Source organism: Kurthia sp. Dielmo, from assembly GCF_000307285.2.
Lineage (GTDB): Bacteria > Bacillota > Bacilli > Bacillales_A > Planococcaceae > Kurthia > Kurthia populi.
In genome coordinates, this window is the sequence record NZ_HE578959.1 from 425735 (window position 1) to 440531 (window position 14797).

The window sequence follows — 14797 nt, forward strand, 5'->3', positions numbered from 1 at the left end:
AATATCTTAATAATAAAAAAAGTCGTGTCTAAAGGCACGGCTTTTTTGTTGATTTGATTATTTTGAGTGACGAAGTTATTACGTCTTTTCACATAAAAAAAGAGATACCCAGGCGTCGGGTATCTCTTTTTTAAAGGATAATGTACATTTCTATGAACATACTATACTCATTATATGGGAATCCTCTAAAAAACCATATCGGCATGTACACCTAATTTTCTTTTATAAATTAGGTATTTTGATATGTATTTTATTTATTTTTTATAAAACCCATGCAAATTCCACTGCTGGTCAAACATTTGTATCGTATTCAAGTAGGTAAATGTGTCAATATCTTCTGGTAGTGGTTCTCCCGTTCCTGCTACAATAACTTGAACAGATACTGTTTTTTGCTCTTCTGGTTTTACAAGCGCATAAATATATACCTTGTCATATTGAAATGCAATGGAAAGTGGCTTGGCTCCTAAAGGTAAATCAATTGTTTCTACTGTATTAACGCGTACTGGATATTTATATACTTTCATTTTTTCCCTCCTCCTTTATTACTCTCTTTTCCTTTAATCATTAAAAATAAAACGCGGCGTTTTTTTCCAAATAGCTGCTTTCCTGTTAAACTATATACTATATGAAAAAATATGCATAAAAAGGGCGTGAGACATTGACTGATTTTTATCTTTATCTTTTTAAATCGAGTACGATAAGTGCCATTTTACTTGTGGTGAACATTATCCTTGCTATCACCATTATTTTCTTGGAGCGTAAAAAACCATCAGCTGCCTGGGCTTGGGTTTTCGTGCTATTCTTTTTACCGTATATCGGTTTTATCCTCTACTTATTTATCGGTAAACCATTGCGTCAAAAACATTTACGTAGGTGGATGCCAAAGGATAGCATTGGTATTCAGGAAATGATTGATGATCAAAAAGCACGTGTTTTAAAAGATGAGCTGAATATAGAAAACTTCGAAAATGCACGTGAGTTGATTCATATGAATTTACAAACGAATAATGCACTCGTAACAAAAAACAATCATGTGGAACTTTTTAATGATGGTCATGAAAAATTCGACGCGCTACTGCGTGATATTGCTAGTGCGACAGATCATATCCATGTGCAATATTATATTTTCAAACTAGATGGCATCGGCAAAAAAATTACTGCTGCGCTAATCGAACGTGCCAAGGCAGGCGTTGAGGTGCGTATCCTTTATGATGCGCTCGGCTCACGAAATGTGCGCAAACGGCATTTTAAGGAATTGATTCAAGCGGGTGGAGAGGTTGAGGTCTTTTTCCCATCCATCTTACCGCTTATTAATCCCCGAATGAATTATCGTAATCACCGAAAAATTGTCGTTATCGATGGACAAATCGGCTATATTGGTGGCTTTAATGTCGGCGATGAGTACTTAGGGCTAGACAAAAAGTTTGGCTACTGGCGCGACACACATATGCGTATTCAAGGGGCAGCTGTTCATGCACTTCAGGCGCGCTTTATGCTGGACTGGAACCAAGCTGGTAATTCACTTGATTTATCCTTTGCGCCGCATTACTTCCCTGCTCATTACATTACAGGAGACGTTGCGATGCAAATTGTTTCTAGTGGGCCCGATACACCATATTCAAGTATTGAAAACAGTTATATTAAAATGATTTTACAAGCAAAACGCTATGTCTATATCCAGTCGCCTTACTTCATTCCTGATGAAGCATTTTTAGAAGCGGTACGAATTGCGGTACTATCTGGTATTGATGTACGCATTATGATTCCTGATAAACCGGACCATCCATTTGTTTACATGGCGACCTGCTCGTATGCAGGCGACCTAATGGAATCAGGCGCAAAGGTTTATCACTATGCTAATGGCTTCATTCATTCAAAAGTCGTGCTCATTGATGATCAAATCGCTTCTGTTGGGACAGCAAATGTGGATAACCGCAGTTTCCGTTTAAATTTTGAAGTTAATGGCTTCATGTACAATGAAAAAATCACGAAAGAACTGGCAGATATGTTCCATGAAGATTTAAATGTATGTGTTGAGATGACGAAGGAATCGTATGAATCTCGCTCGTTATGGGTGAAATTTAAAGAATCTGTTTCGCGCATGTTATCTCCTATTTTATAAACTCAAATCATCGTCTTATGGGCGGTGATTTTTTATTACTTTGTTTAATCCATTTTCTAAAGGGCAAACAAATTAAGAGACGACAAAAACAAAAGGAGTTTTTACGATGACAGAAGAATACCAAAAAGTTCGAGACAATTTAACATCGATTATTGAGGATGCATCTGTTGCGATGCTTGTAACGCAGCAGGAAGATGGAAAACTTGTATCACGACCAATGCAACTACAAAAAGTAGAATTTGATGGGGATATTTGGCTACTTACGCGTACAGATACAGATAAGTATGATGAAATTAATGTCAATAACCGTGTGAATGTCGCAATTGCTAGTAAATCGTATGCTTCAATTAGCGGGACTGCTGAATTTGTCGATGACGAAGCACGTAAAAAAGAATTTTGGAATCCTATCTATGAAAAAATGTTTGATGTAGCTTATGACGACCCTCAACTTGTATTAATAAAAGTACATGCAGAGTCTGCGGAATACTGGGAAACTGGTTCAACAGTAAAATCAGTGTACAATTTTGTGAAAAAAGTTGTCGGAAAGGAAGAACCTGTAAAACCTTCAAAAGATACCAACCAATCACTTGATTTATAGTCCATACAACTTCAATTTATTAGAATATAAAAAATCTTTAAAATAGCGTTTATTTATGAAAAATATTTACTTTTATCATATTTATGTTTTTTTCTCGAAAACGCTTGCAACTTATGGTCCGTACCTCTACGATAAGAAATGTAAGATTTTAAAACTTAAATATTGAGGTATCAACATGTCTATTTTAATCGGAATTTTAGGTTTAGTCGTCGTTCTTGGCGTCGCATACCTAATGAGTAATAACCGCAAAGCGATTGACTTTAAAGCGGTAGGTATTATGTTCGTATTACAAATTCTTCTGACATTAGTGATGTTCAAAACATCGGTTGGGTTAAAAGTAATCGAATCTGTAAGTAACGGGATTACGAAAGTAATTAGCTATGGTCGTGAAGGGATTTCATTCGTTGTTGACGGTTGGATTCCAGAAGGTGGTTCACCATTTTTCATTAATGTTTTATTAATTATTATCTTTACGTCTATGTTGCTTTCAATCTTGACTTATATCCGCGTTCTACCTATTTTAATTAAATATGTAGGTGGATTTTTATCAAAAATTACAGGTGTTTCTCCAGTCAAAACATTCCATGCGATTAATAATATTTTCTTCGGTCAATCTGAAGGTTTATTAGCAATCAAATCTCAAATCCTAAAAATGGATTCAAACAAAATTATCGTTATCTCTGTTGCATCAATGGCTTCAGTATCTGCTTCAATCATGGCATCATACATTACGATGCTTCCTGCACAATACGTATTAGGTGCGATGGCATTAAATGCATTATCAAGCTTAATTATCGGTATTATGATTGCACCAGATGTTGAAAAAGATACTGAAAAAGTGGATATTAAAGACGCTACTGAAGCGAAATCTTTATTTGAAGCCATTTCTATCGGTGCATTAGATGGTGGTAAGGTTGCATTAATCGTAGGCGCGATGCTGATTGCATACGTTGGTTTAATGGCTTTAATCGATGGTCTATTCAGTGCAGTAATCGGTATTTCATTTACAGAAGTATTAGGTTACATCTTTGCACCAATCGCTTGGATCATGGGTGTTCCAGCACAAGACATTTTAGTAGCTGGTCAAACAATGGGTACTAAATTAGCAACCAATGAATTCGTTGCAATGCTTCAATTTATGGATCATATTCCGAACCTATCTGAAAAAACAGTTGGTATCGTATCTGTATTCTTAATTAGCTTTGCTAACTTCAGTTCAATTGGTATCATCGCCGGTTCTTTACAAGCAATCAGCGGTGAAAAAGCAGCAATCGTTTCTAAAAACGGTTTAAAAATCTTATTCGCTGCTACATTAGTTTCTGTATTCACAGCTACATTAGTTGGTTTATTTATTTAATACAAAAAGCGAGCGTCGCGATTATGCGATTCTCGCTTTTTTTTACTATTCGCCCGTTTCCAGTTCATGTAAAATAAACACTAAAGGAGGGATTGCATGAAGGAATTATCACTAGCGATGCTACGCGCTGGGATTTTTGGTTTTGGCGGCGGTCCATCCGTCATGCCGCTATTTCGCCATGAAGCGGTGAAAAAATATCACTGGATGGATGATGATGAATTTAGTGAAATATTAGCGATTGCGAATGCACTACCCGGCCCGATTGCCACAAAAATGGCAGGTTATTTAGGTTATCGACTGCATGGTGCCCTCGGTGCGATCTGGGGCGTTATTTGCCACATTCTCCCTAGTTCTATTTTAATGATTGCGCTTCTCTCAATTGTTGGTTGGCTCAGTAGCTCAAAAATTGTGATTGGTATGATTGCAGCCGTAATGCCCGTCGTAGTCATTATGCTACTTGAAATGGCGTTGCAATTCTCACAAAAATCACTCAAGGGGCTTGGCATTGTTATGAGCATTGTATTTTTCGCGATAGCCATTCTATTACTTGAAGTACTTCATATTCATTCAGGTGTGGCAGTCATTTTATTTTTAATATATGGTGCGGCACACTTTAAGCTAGTTGAGCGCGTTAAGAGATGGCGTAAAGGGGGCGACGCTTCGTGATTCAGCTTTTTATCGGCTTTTTTGTGGCGAATATTTTAGGCTATGGTGGCGGGCCCTCGTCTATCCCTCTCATTTACGAGGAGGTTGTTGAACGTTATCACTGGCTTAGTAATGAGGCCTTTTCAAATGTCTTAGCACTCGGTAATGCACTCCCAGGTCCGATTGCGACGAAAATTGCCGCCTTTGTTGGCTACGATACATATGGCATATGGGGTGTCCTCATTGCGTTGACGGCGACAATTGTGCCGACGGTGGTGCTCTTAATTATTTTAATGAATTATTTGCAAAAGCATCGTGCTTCTCCAGTCATTAAAGGGATGACGCTATTAATTCAACCAATTTTAGCAGTTATGATGTTTGTGATTATCGTGCAAATGTCTCGTGAGTCTCTGCAAACGATTGGCACACTACAATTTTTACTCATTGGCGGTGTGGCCTACTGGGCTTTGATGATTCGAAAATTCCACCCCGCCTTCGTCATTGCAGGCGCCTTTTTATACGGTGGGATTGTACTACCGTTTTTCATGACATAAAAAAACGCGCCACTCGCAAACTGCGAATGGCGTGTTTTTTTAATAAGCTTCAAATACCGAACGAGCATGTGAGAATGTTTTAAAGCCATGAATGCCATGAAAGCTACCAAGCCCTGAGTTATTGACACCACCAAAAGGTAGTTCTAAATACGTATTATGCTGGACGATACCATTGATCGTCACACCACCTGAAGATGTGTAGCGTAGGCAACGTTCTTGGAATGCCTCATCGTCACTAAATACATAGAATGCGAGGGGCTTTGGTCGCTGCTGAATATAGTGTAGCACCTCATCAAGCGATGTATACGCTTTCAAAAATGTTAACGGTCCAAAGATTTCTTCATGTGCAATATGCATGTCCTCTGTGACATTGCCAAGTAACGTCGGCTCAATTAGGCGATTGACGTCATCGAATGTTCCACCGCTTAATACGACCGCACCTTTTGACATCGCGTCGTCATATAAGCCTTTTAAACGATTGAAATGCGCATCGTTCACAATTTGTGTACGCTCGGTTGTACGAATTTCGCCGTTTTCATATAATAGGCCTTGTGTTGTTGCGCGGTACGCAGCCGCAAAAGCCTCGACATCCTGCTCATGAACAAATAAGTAATCGGGGCAAATACAGAATTGACCACTCATTAATACTTTGCCGAATGCAAGTGCCTGTGCTGCCTTCGCTACATCATAGCCTTTATCGATGATTGACGGTGATTTACCGCCAAGCTCTAATGTAACGGCTGATAGATGATTCGCCGCTTCACGCATGACAATTTTGCCGACGCGTGGGCTTCCTGTAAAGAAAAAGTGGCTAAATGGTAATTTTAATAGCTGCTCAGATGTCTCCGCCTCGCCCTGTACAAATGCTACTTGCCGCTCATCAAATGTCGCCTCAATAATTTGCTGTAGTACGGCATTATAATGTGGATTAAACTCACTTGGCTTGATGACAACGCAGTTTCCTGCCGCAAGTGCCTCTGTTAATGGGTGAATCGTTACCGACATCGGGGAATTCCATGTACCAAAAATACAAACAGTGCCACGTGATTCGTATACAATATAAGCACCCTTTCCATCTTTTGGCTGCTCGACGCGCTCTGGTTCCATCCACTGTGCCACATGCTCACAGGCATAATCAATCGCCTCTGTTGCAGCATATACCTGATGCTCTGCGGTCATGCGTGGTGTTTTATAATCCTTGATGCTCGCCGCAATTAAATCTTCTAAACGGGCTAAAATATTTGTCTTTAAACGTTGTAGCATCTCCACACGTTCAGAAGCGCTTGTTTGACGCATCTCCCATTGATGTTTCGTTTGTTGATTAAAAATATCATGGATCTTTTCTACTGCAACTTGTACCATTTTAGCTCACCCTTTCAAATTATTTACATTTATTATAAAATAAAGAGAGTCGACTCTCAAGTTTTATTATACGAAATGAGGAAAAAATATGACAACTAGACAGCAAGCAAAAAACGCACGTCACGAAAAAATCATCGATGCCGCGTATACATTATTTTTAGCGCAAGGCATTGGCTCCGTCCAAATGCTCGAAATCGCAAAGGAAGCGGGTGTCAGTAACGCGACGTTATTCCGCTATTTTGCAAATAAAGCCGCAATTATTTTAGCAGTAATGGACCGCTTTATGCAGGATGCCGGGCGCGATATGCAAAAAATTACGACCATGCCTTTGACGGCCTATGAAAAGCTCGAAAAAATGTTCACGTATTTTATGGCGACAACGCCCGAGGTAACGCAAAAGCTCGTCCGCTATCTTGAAGCTACTGAATATTTAGCAGCGGTTGAAGGCATTGAGGTGCCTTCTTCTACTACGATGTTCAGTGAAGTAGTCGACCATATTATTGAAACAGGTAAGCAGGACCAGTCGTTTCATACAACCATCGATTTAAAAGTAGCGATTCATACAGCCGTCACGACATTTAGCTATATGAATATGAAAATTGAAAAAGATCAGACGTTGCCGTTCGCACAAAAAAGCGCTCATTTTGACATTCAAATGAGCGCGTTAAAAGATATGTTACTACGAGCATTAGCCCCTATTAATCCAGTGTAATATCAATGCCAATGCGTTTCATTGCGAGCTTTTCCGCAATCATACGAGAGCTAAAATTGTCCCATGATGTTGAATAAAAGGTCGTTCGATTTTGCTGTTGCACTTTTTTAGCCCATGCACGTACGACATCGACCGCATACCCACGTCCACGGTAATGCTCATTTGTAAAGACACTGGCCTCTGCCGCTTCGGTCGTTTGGCGTGCACTACAGCAAAGGGACACCGGAACGCCTGCTTCAATAACTGTAAATACTGGTGCACGTTCAGCTAATTCATCATGCGTGTACGGAAATGCCTCTTTAATTAAATATTTATTGTCCTCTGTAATTTCAATTGGGCCTTCAATTTGTGATGCAATCGTTGGGATTTCATAAAATGGGCCTAAATGAAAATGTTGCAGCTTTTGCTCGGCTGAAAATAATTGAATCGCCTGTAATAGCTGCTCATTCGGTGTGTCGCTCACGATGGCCTCTAGCTGCTTTCGAAGCTCTGGTGCCATATGCTCTTGATATTTGGTGATGCTTTTTTTACGTGTCACCCCTACATAAAACTGAGGTGCTTTATCATATGGCGACTCATTTAGTACCGTTAAATCGCCCACTTCATTTTGCTGAAATAATACATCAATATGCTGTTGCAGTAAGGTCTGTTCGTCCATTTAAAAGCCCCCTAGTTCTCTTCTTATTACATCAATTCCCGGCTCGAAACCATCTCAATCCATATTTCAGCGGTACATTTTATAAATTTCTGTCGCAATATAGTCTGAACTATAGTGGAGCCCTCGTTTTAGCCACCACATCATAATCCCAACGAGCGAGGCTGTTTTAATATCGATATCAATGTCACGACGTGGCGTTTGTGTGACGCTATTTTCGCGGCGCGCGCTAATAAGACGCTTCATTTGCTCATATAATTTCTCTTCAAAATCATTCTTTTGAAATAAGACGAGCAAATGTTGGCGCTGATTGTATAAATAATCGAGTAAGCGGATCAACTGGGATTTCTCGCTTAATTCGCGCACCTGCATAAGCTCTTCAATTTGCTTCGTAATTTCACCAACGATTTCATCAGTTAATTTGTGCAAAAGATCGTGAATATCCTCGTAATGCAAATAAAAGGTCGTCCGGTTAAGCCCAGCTTGCTGCGACACTTTTTGAATCGACAATTTTTCGGCGGGAATGCCTTGCTGTAACAGCTCAATCACAGCTTGTTTCAGCATTTCTTTCGTGCGTATGGCGCGCGGGTCTTCTTTTTTCGACATATTCATTCTCCTCGTCCATCTTTTTCGATTTTATCTACATCTTTTTTATTTTTGTCTTTTAGTCGACAACTTGATGAAAATTGTGCATGGTCAACAAAATTCATTCCTTGTTATGATATTTTATAGACAAAGTGTCTATAAAATTAATAGTAGCGTAAGGAGATGTACGATGCAAAACGAAATACCTAACAGCACGAAAAAGATTTTAATTACGATTATGATCATCGGCTGTTTTTTCTCAACACTCAACCAAACCCTTTTAAACGTCGCGCTTAGTGACTTAATGGAAATTTTTAAGGTAACACCGGATACGATTCAATGGCTTGCGACAGGCTTTATGCTTGTCAATGGGGTACTTGTACCACTTACAGCATTTCTGATGAAGCGCTACACAACACGTCAGCTTTTTATCGCCTCAATGCTCTTTTTACTGATTGGTTCGATTGTCAGCGCATGTGCGACAACATTTAGCGTATTATTAGCTGGCCGTATGATTCAGGCGGCTGGAGCGGGAATTATTTTACCGCTGATGATGACCGTTATTCTTTATTTATATCCACAAAATGAGCGTGGTGCGGTCATGGGTAAAATCGGCTTTGCGATTATTTTCGCGCCCGCAATTGCGCCAACAGTTGCTGGCTTTATGCTAGATTTCGTATCCTGGCGCTGGCTCTTTATTATGATGATTCCGATTTCAATTATCGTCATTTTATTAGCAGCGAAGTATTTATTTAATATCGGCGAAACAAAGGATGTCAAGCTAGATATGATGAGCATGATTTTCTCAACAGTTGGCTTTGGCCTTTTACTCTTTGGCTTTAGTAGTGCCGGTAGTCGTGGCTGGTCTGACTGGGTAGTACTTACTTGTATCATCACCGGCTTAATCGTCATTGCGCTATTTTGTAAAATGCAGCTCCGTTCAAACGAGCCGATGCTTAATTTACGCGTCTTTAAATACAAAATGTTTACGATGACATCCCTTGTGAATATTTTAGTAACGATTTTAATGTATGCCGACTTAATTTTATTACCGATGTATTTACAAACAGGTCGCGGCTTTAGCGCCTTTGAAGCGGGCTTGCTGCTATTACCAGGAGCCGTTATTAATGCCTTCTTATCCCCTGTTACCGGGAAGCTATATGATAAGCACGGCGCACGACCATTATTTATTATCGGTATGCTGTTAATTGGGATTTCGATGTGGATGGTCACGGATTTAACTGCAACAACAAGCTTCGTCTACATTATGATACGTACGATTATCCTTCGTATTGGTCTATCCTTTATTACGATGCCACTTAATACAGCCGCATTAAATGCACTGCCACTCGAACTTGGCTCACATGGCTCAGCTGTAAACAATACCGTTCGCCAATTAGCTGGTGCAGTCGGAACGGCGGTTATTGTGACGGTGTATACGCTTCAATCAACTGCTCATGGAGATGCGAAAGCACTTGCACCGATTATGGGCGCTAATGATACGTATTTATTTATGCTCGCGGTCGCTGTTGTTGCGTTTGTGCTTATTTTATTCGTTCCAGCAGAAAAGAAAAAACGACAACGGGAAGTTTAACGAGATTGTGAAAAATCCTCTTTTTTCTCTTATTGAAAAAGAGGATTTTTCTTTTTATATACACTATAAATCCTTATTTTCATCAAAATATGAATTTGCCCTTTAAATATTGGCATTCCAAGAGTAAAGTGGCATATATAGGGGGGAATTAGATGAAAAAAATGGTAACTGGCGCACTAGCGCTAACAATGCTCTTCACTACTACACAGATGAAACCTGAACAAGTACAGGCAGCAACAATCGGAATCAATGATAAAGGTGAACTTGTAACATTATCTACGGGAAAAATAGTAAAAGGCTACAAAGTATATAAAAAGCGTCTATATAAGGATGGCCTACTTGCAAAAGGACGTGTTAAATATGGTACAGGCGATAATCTACGTCTTTATCACAATGGTTTTTTACAAAGTGGACTCTATTTTACAAAAGATAATAAATATGCCTTTAAAAATGGCAGCTTAATCAAAGGTATCTATGTACGCGATGGACTCTATCAAAAGCACATGACATATACAGATGGACGAATCACATCCCTTATTGAAATGAAGAACAACAAACTTTATGAAAATGGAAAATTAAAAAAAGGTGATTTTGTCATGGTAGATGATATAGGAAATGAATATGATACCGTTGACGATTTATTTTATTTCCATAATGGGGTTCTTGCAAAAGACTTTGGATTCGCGGAATTTACAGGTTCTAATTCTACGTTTAAAAAAGGACGATATTTATTTAAAAATGGCCGTGTAGTTGGGGTACATTTATATAAAGGACTCCTTTATAAAGATGGTGTAGAAGCAGTAGATCGTCTTATTCGCTACGATGGCAAAATGTATTACAATCATAAGCTTGCAAACGGTATATATGATGGCAAGTTCTACAAAGACGGTATCTATGTTGAAAAAGAAGGTACGAAGCATTTTCGCGAAAATATAAAAATGATGGACACACTTGCTGAGCAGCTTCCTGAGCATGTAGCCGATGTCGCATCAAAACTTGTGGACCTTACTATACAGCAACAAAAAATCGTTGTTGGTCATGAACTAGAAAATTACGATTTAGCTTCTTACCCTGCAATTATTAGCGATTTGCGTCATATTCAAGACGTCTCAAAAATGGTCGAACAAGCAGGCGATAGCCAAAGCGCACAAAAAATGAATGGTTTAGTCGAAGAAACAATTACGACGCTTTATAAATGGCAGCAATTATTATATGCAGATGGCAAGCTTGTCGATGGCGCATACAAAGGGAATTTTTATGAAAAGGGGCGTTTGCTGAGTTCAATTGAAAATAAGCAACTCGATGATGCGATAAAATCATTATCTACAACATTGACAACGCCGGAGGAAGCAGCAAATTATCAAGCACAGGTCATGACTATTATTTCACGTGCACAAGCGGTAATAGAAGCAGCGAATAAACCTTCTTATGAAAATGTCCTTTATAGTACATCAGATGCAAAAAATGCGATTCACAATGCCATTGAACAGCGGGCGATTTTATTAACGACATTAAAAAAACATCAATGGACGCTTGATACAATGGCTCTCGATTCACAATTACGTGCGGCTCTCCTTGCAATTGATAGTGATGAAAGTATTGGGGAATTAGATGAAAAGGCTGATTTCATGTCACTTCAAATTAATGAAGTCGCAACAGGCAAATTTAATGCAGATGGTTTTGCTTACTTTGAAATCACGGTACCAGATGTCGAAGGAAATTATAAATTTGTTGGAAATGCAGCCGTCACAAAATATAAACTGTATATGAATCCAATAAAGGGCAATCTAAAAGACATGCCCGTACGCGCTGCTAATAAGGATATGTATGTTGAAAAAGGACATTATTATGTCGCAGTAAAAGGTAAGCCGATGAGTGATTACCGCTTTAAATTAAAGAAACATGCGTATGATTTGCCTGCTGTACTTGCACCAAATGATGCATTTATGTCGCATAAACATCGGATTGACATCCCGTATTATTCCTATTCAACACCTTCTACAAAAGTTAAATTGACGACGAATCAACATGCGACATTCTTTGCTAATTATACGTCCCAAACAGACCAGCATATTCAGGCAGTCATTTTAACAAATGATAAGACTGGTAAACAATATAAAAGTACGTATAAAGGTAGTGGTATGAAATATGGTATAAGCGCACCGAATGGGACATATACATTAACGCTAGATTTAGCAAAAAAAGGTGTTCCTGGCCATGTAAGCATCTATTATTTATTAAGCGATGTATTACCGCTCAACCAAACAATTGCTTTAAGCCATTCCGACCGCAAGCCGTATACATTAAATACAGCAAACGATACAAAAATTAAATTTTCTTTAACTACAAAAACACAAAATAACAATGTCTTTCGAATTTATAATGATCAAAATCAACTTGTTAAAAAGATAACGTTGACCCCTGAACGAAATACTCGTGATTTTGTTTATACTGTAAAAAAAGGACGTTATAGTGTATATGGTGATAATCTCACTATGACAACAAAAATTTTAAAATAAAAAAAGGAGAAATCGCTATCCACGCGATTTCTCCTTTTTTTAATAAATAGCAGTTACAATAATACTCGCTACAATAATAATAAAGCCGACGACACTAATGGCGCCCATCATTTTATTTTTGACGCGGAATTGATTTAGCACAACAATTAATAATACGAGCGCTAATACAAGCTGCCCCCACATCGGCAAATTAAAGCCTTTTTGCAACATGAAAAAAGACACGACGATATAGAGCGTTAGCGCGCCCATTAACACCAACCCTATTGATTGAAATAACTTCATTGGAAACCTCCCTTACCAGTAATTATTCTACGGATAACTCCGGGAAATGTTTCATAATTAATTTAGGCTAGTTGTTGTCGCTTTAAAAAAGAAAGCATGCCGAAAAGAGCAAGAAAATAAACCGCGATAAAGCCATAGATAAACACATTAAAAATCGGAAACAGTGCTTCGGCATGATGGAGCGGCCAGAAATACGTGAACAGTTGAAGCAATGTGTAAAATAGCATCAATGCCAAAGCTGTAGTGAGCCATGCATTGGTCGTATAATTTAAAATTCGATACAAATAAACGGCTGCGCCAATGAGCAACACACCATTTATTATACCGATGAATAACAGCGTATACGTGAGTTCTAATGCAAATAGATGACTTAATCGGTACACATTGATGACCAGCTCTACAATCATAAATGCGGTAAGTGCCGTGATACTACTCATCCATAAAGATTTTAATGTAATTCCTCCTACTTTGAAAATAATTTATTCATTTGTTCTCTATCATAATCCAATAACCAATCATTAAATGTTTCGTAAATTGGTCGCAGCGTCTGCAGTGTAGTGGCTACGATATCACAGCCCTGGTCATCATACACATAAAACACTGTTTTTTTCGTTTTATTTACAAAGTAGACGCGCTGATGAACGCTTGGTTTCATACCTAAATCCTGATTACAAATTGCCTTAATCAAAGCATGATAGCGAATATCCTGCTTTTTACAATGTAATGCGAAGCGATATGTAGTTAACTCTTCTTCATCTATCTTTTGTATCACTTCATGCTGCAAATGATAAAGCAGTGATTTAGACTTTATATACTTTGAAAAAACGCCTATTTTTTTATCTTCATCATGATCAACAATTAACAGCAATTCATCGGTGTTATCATGTAGTGCTTCAAAAAGCGTAAGAGCCTTCTCGTAAACTCGTGGTAAATAAGTGCTCTCTCTAAAAGAGCCTTCTCCTAATTCCACACGTAATGCCTTATCATTCCGATAAAACATCGGTCGCTCGAATATAATCTCTGGCAATTCCTGCTGTAAAAAAGATGTAATCCCCATCTACTCAACCCTTCCAGTAAAAAATAGCATCCCATATTAAATAATCTTTTGGCTTACGAAAAATAGTTGGGATTTTTGCTTTAAAAGGTAATGCCTTGTCGACATCTTCCTTATGTAAAATCGTCAAGTGATATTTCATGAACAAGCGCTCTAGTTTTTGCGCTAATTGTTGAAGTGACGTTATTTCAAGTTCTAGCTGTTGCGGATGACTTAAAAACGTATAGCTACTAGTCTCTTCTTCGCCGTCCTCATCATAACAGCTCGTCTCTTCAGCTTGTCCGATGACAATGACCGGTGCGAGGCGGCTCACTAAGACATGTAATCCTTTGATTGTCACTTCATTTCCCTCTATTAGCTGATGCTCTTTTTCATAGCAAAGTAGCTGGATATACGAGGCATAGCCACTATCAAAATGGTCACTCGCAAGGCGACATTGGATATGCTGTCGCTTCATTTCTTCTTGAATCGGTTTTAAATAATTTATAAGTACCTGCTCTTCTGGTGTATCATATGGATACCTATCCCCTACAACTTCGCCACGAATCAATGCTTTTAACTGCGCTTCTGTAAACATTTCACCAACCCCTTTATTTTCCATTATATAAAAAAGAGACTACGTTTTCACGTAATCTCCCAGATTATTGCATTACGCGCTCTAAGCCCATAATGCGATACAGTTTGTCCATGTCGACGGCTTGCTCAAAATGCTCAGCCGCAATATTATACGCCTGCTCGCGCAGTTCTTTTTCTGATTG

Annotated in this window: 16 protein-coding genes; 8 read left to right on the top strand and 8 right to left on the bottom strand. The window is 38.7% G+C overall.

Annotated features, from left to right (window positions below; all coding sequences use genetic code 11):
- Positions 1–254: 254 nt before the first annotated feature.
- Complete coding sequence (locus KTHG_RS13210; RefSeq protein WP_139994154.1) at positions 255–524, bottom strand: DUF7352 domain-containing protein; 270 nt, start codon at positions 522–524, stop codon at positions 255–257.
- 134 nt (positions 525–658) lie between these two features.
- On the opposite strand from KTHG_RS13210, the gene cls reads away from it, so the two are divergent.
- From cls to chrA, 5 genes are all read left to right on the top strand, one after another.
- Positions 659–2122: a cardiolipin synthase gene (gene cls, locus KTHG_RS13215; protein WP_139994156.1), complete on the top strand. Its 1464-nt coding sequence runs from the start codon at positions 659–661 to the stop codon at positions 2120–2122.
- 106 nt (positions 2123–2228) lie between these two features.
- The gene (locus tag KTHG_RS13220; protein ID WP_126991626.1) at positions 2229–2720 is read left to right on the top strand and encodes a pyridoxamine 5'-phosphate oxidase family protein; all 492 of its coding nucleotides are present in this window, start codon (positions 2229–2231) and stop codon (positions 2718–2720) included.
- Between the two features lie 175 nt (positions 2721–2895).
- Positions 2896–4077, top strand: coding sequence for a NupC/NupG family nucleoside CNT transporter (locus KTHG_RS13225; RefSeq protein ID WP_126991625.1), 1182 nt, complete (start codon positions 2896–2898; stop codon positions 4075–4077).
- A gap of 96 nt (positions 4078–4173) precedes the next feature.
- Positions 4174–4743 (top strand): chromate efflux transporter ChrB, encoded by a 570-nt coding sequence (chrB, locus tag KTHG_RS13230; protein WP_126991624.1) that lies wholly within the window; start codon positions 4174–4176, stop codon positions 4741–4743.
- Positions 4740–5276, top strand: coding sequence for a chromate efflux transporter ChrA (chrA, locus tag KTHG_RS13235; RefSeq protein ID WP_126991623.1), 537 nt, complete (start codon positions 4740–4742; stop codon positions 5274–5276). The genes chrB and chrA overlap by 4 nt, the downstream gene beginning before the upstream one ends.
- A 39-nt stretch (positions 5277–5315) precedes the next feature.
- Here chrA and KTHG_RS13240 read toward each other — a convergent pair whose 3' ends face one another.
- Positions 5316–6638 carry an aldehyde dehydrogenase family protein gene (locus tag KTHG_RS13240; RefSeq protein ID WP_139994158.1) on the bottom strand — a complete coding sequence of 441 codons (1323 nt, stop codon included), beginning with the start codon at positions 6636–6638 and terminating at the stop codon, positions 5316–5318.
- Positions 6639–6726: 88 nt separating this feature from the next.
- Here KTHG_RS13240 and KTHG_RS13245 point away from each other — a divergent pair, with 88 nt between their 5' ends.
- Positions 6727–7350: a TetR/AcrR family transcriptional regulator gene (locus KTHG_RS13245; protein ID WP_139994160.1), complete on the top strand. Its 624-nt coding sequence runs from the start codon at positions 6727–6729 to the stop codon at positions 7348–7350.
- Here KTHG_RS13245 and KTHG_RS13250 read toward each other — a convergent pair.
- Both KTHG_RS13250 and KTHG_RS13255 read right to left on the bottom strand, forming a co-directional pair.
- Positions 7337–8008 carry a GNAT family N-acetyltransferase gene (locus tag KTHG_RS13250; protein WP_126991620.1) on the bottom strand — a complete coding sequence of 224 codons (672 nt, stop codon included), beginning with the start codon at positions 8006–8008 and terminating at the stop codon, positions 7337–7339. The genes KTHG_RS13245 and KTHG_RS13250 overlap by 14 nt on opposite strands.
- A gap of 66 nt (positions 8009–8074) precedes the next feature.
- Positions 8075–8617, bottom strand: coding sequence for a TetR/AcrR family transcriptional regulator (locus tag KTHG_RS13255; RefSeq protein ID WP_139994162.1), 543 nt, complete (start codon positions 8615–8617; stop codon positions 8075–8077).
- 163 nt (positions 8618–8780) lie between these two features.
- Between KTHG_RS13255 and KTHG_RS13260 the strand changes: the two genes are divergently transcribed.
- Together KTHG_RS13260 and KTHG_RS13265 are read left to right on the top strand one after the other, a co-directional pair.
- Entirely contained in the window at positions 8781–10184 is a 1404-nt protein-coding gene (locus KTHG_RS13260) for a DHA2 family efflux MFS transporter permease subunit (protein WP_139994164.1), read from the top strand.
- Between the two features lie 152 nt (positions 10185–10336).
- Positions 10337–12703, top strand: coding sequence for a hypothetical protein (locus KTHG_RS13265; protein WP_139994172.1), 2367 nt, complete (start codon positions 10337–10339; stop codon positions 12701–12703).
- A 39-nt stretch (positions 12704–12742) separates the two neighbouring features.
- Here the strand turns inward: KTHG_RS13265 and KTHG_RS13270 are convergent, their stop codons facing one another.
- The 4 genes from KTHG_RS13270 to KTHG_RS13285 all read right to left on the bottom strand — a co-directional run bounded on the left by KTHG_RS13270 (position 12743) and on the right by KTHG_RS13285 (position 14616).
- On the bottom strand, positions 12743–12985 hold the full coding sequence (locus KTHG_RS13270) for a hypothetical protein (RefSeq protein WP_139994174.1): 243 nt from the start codon (positions 12983–12985) through the stop codon (positions 12743–12745).
- Positions 12986–13047: 62 nt separating this feature from the next.
- A complete protein-coding gene (locus KTHG_RS13275; RefSeq protein ID WP_139994176.1) occupies positions 13048–13422 on the bottom strand; it encodes a hypothetical protein in 375 nt (124 codons plus the stop codon).
- A 26-nt stretch (positions 13423–13448) separates the two neighbouring features.
- Complete coding sequence (locus tag KTHG_RS13280) at positions 13449–14042, bottom strand: DUF3885 domain-containing protein (RefSeq protein ID WP_139994178.1); 594 nt, start codon at positions 14040–14042, stop codon at positions 13449–13451.
- 4 nt (positions 14043–14046) lie between these two features.
- Positions 14047–14616: a hypothetical protein gene (locus tag KTHG_RS13285; RefSeq protein ID WP_139994180.1), complete on the bottom strand. Its 570-nt coding sequence runs from the start codon at positions 14614–14616 to the stop codon at positions 14047–14049.
- Positions 14617–14797: the final 181 nt, after the last annotated feature.

Coding starts and splice junctions, on each gene's coding strand:
- KTHG_RS13210 (WP_139994154.1), bottom strand. CDS start 524: ATGAAAGTATATAAATATCCAGTACGCGTTAATACAGTAGAAACAATT.
- KTHG_RS13220 (WP_126991626.1), top strand. CDS start 2,229: ATGACAGAAGAATACCAAAAAGTTCGAGACAATTTAACATCGATTATT.
- KTHG_RS13225 (WP_126991625.1), top strand. CDS start 2,896: ATGTCTATTTTAATCGGAATTTTAGGTTTAGTCGTCGTTCTTGGCGTC.
- chrB (WP_126991624.1), top strand. CDS start 4,174: ATGAAGGAATTATCACTAGCGATGCTACGCGCTGGGATTTTTGGTTTT.
- KTHG_RS13240 (WP_139994158.1), bottom strand. CDS start 6,638: ATGGTACAAGTTGCAGTAGAAAAGATCCATGATATTTTTAATCAACAA.
- KTHG_RS13245 (WP_139994160.1), top strand. CDS start 6,727: ATGACAACTAGACAGCAAGCAAAAAACGCACGTCACGAAAAAATCATC.
- KTHG_RS13250 (WP_126991620.1), bottom strand. CDS start 8,008: ATGGACGAACAGACCTTACTGCAACAGCATATTGATGTATTATTTCAG.
- KTHG_RS13255 (WP_139994162.1), bottom strand. CDS start 8,617: ATGAATATGTCGAAAAAAGAAGACCCGCGCGCCATACGCACGAAAGAA.
- KTHG_RS13260 (WP_139994164.1), top strand. CDS start 8,781: ATGCAAAACGAAATACCTAACAGCACGAAAAAGATTTTAATTACGATT.
- KTHG_RS13265 (WP_139994172.1), top strand. CDS start 10,337: ATGAAAAAAATGGTAACTGGCGCACTAGCGCTAACAATGCTCTTCACT.
- KTHG_RS13270 (WP_139994174.1), bottom strand. CDS start 12,985: ATGAAGTTATTTCAATCAATAGGGTTGGTGTTAATGGGCGCGCTAACG.
- KTHG_RS13275 (WP_139994176.1), bottom strand. CDS start 13,422: ATGAGTAGTATCACGGCACTTACCGCATTTATGATTGTAGAGCTGGTC.
- KTHG_RS13280 (WP_139994178.1), bottom strand. CDS start 14,042: ATGGGGATTACATCTTTTTTACAGCAGGAATTGCCAGAGATTATATTC.
- KTHG_RS13285 (WP_139994180.1), bottom strand. CDS start 14,616: ATGTTTACAGAAGCGCAGTTAAAAGCATTGATTCGTGGCGAAGTTGTA.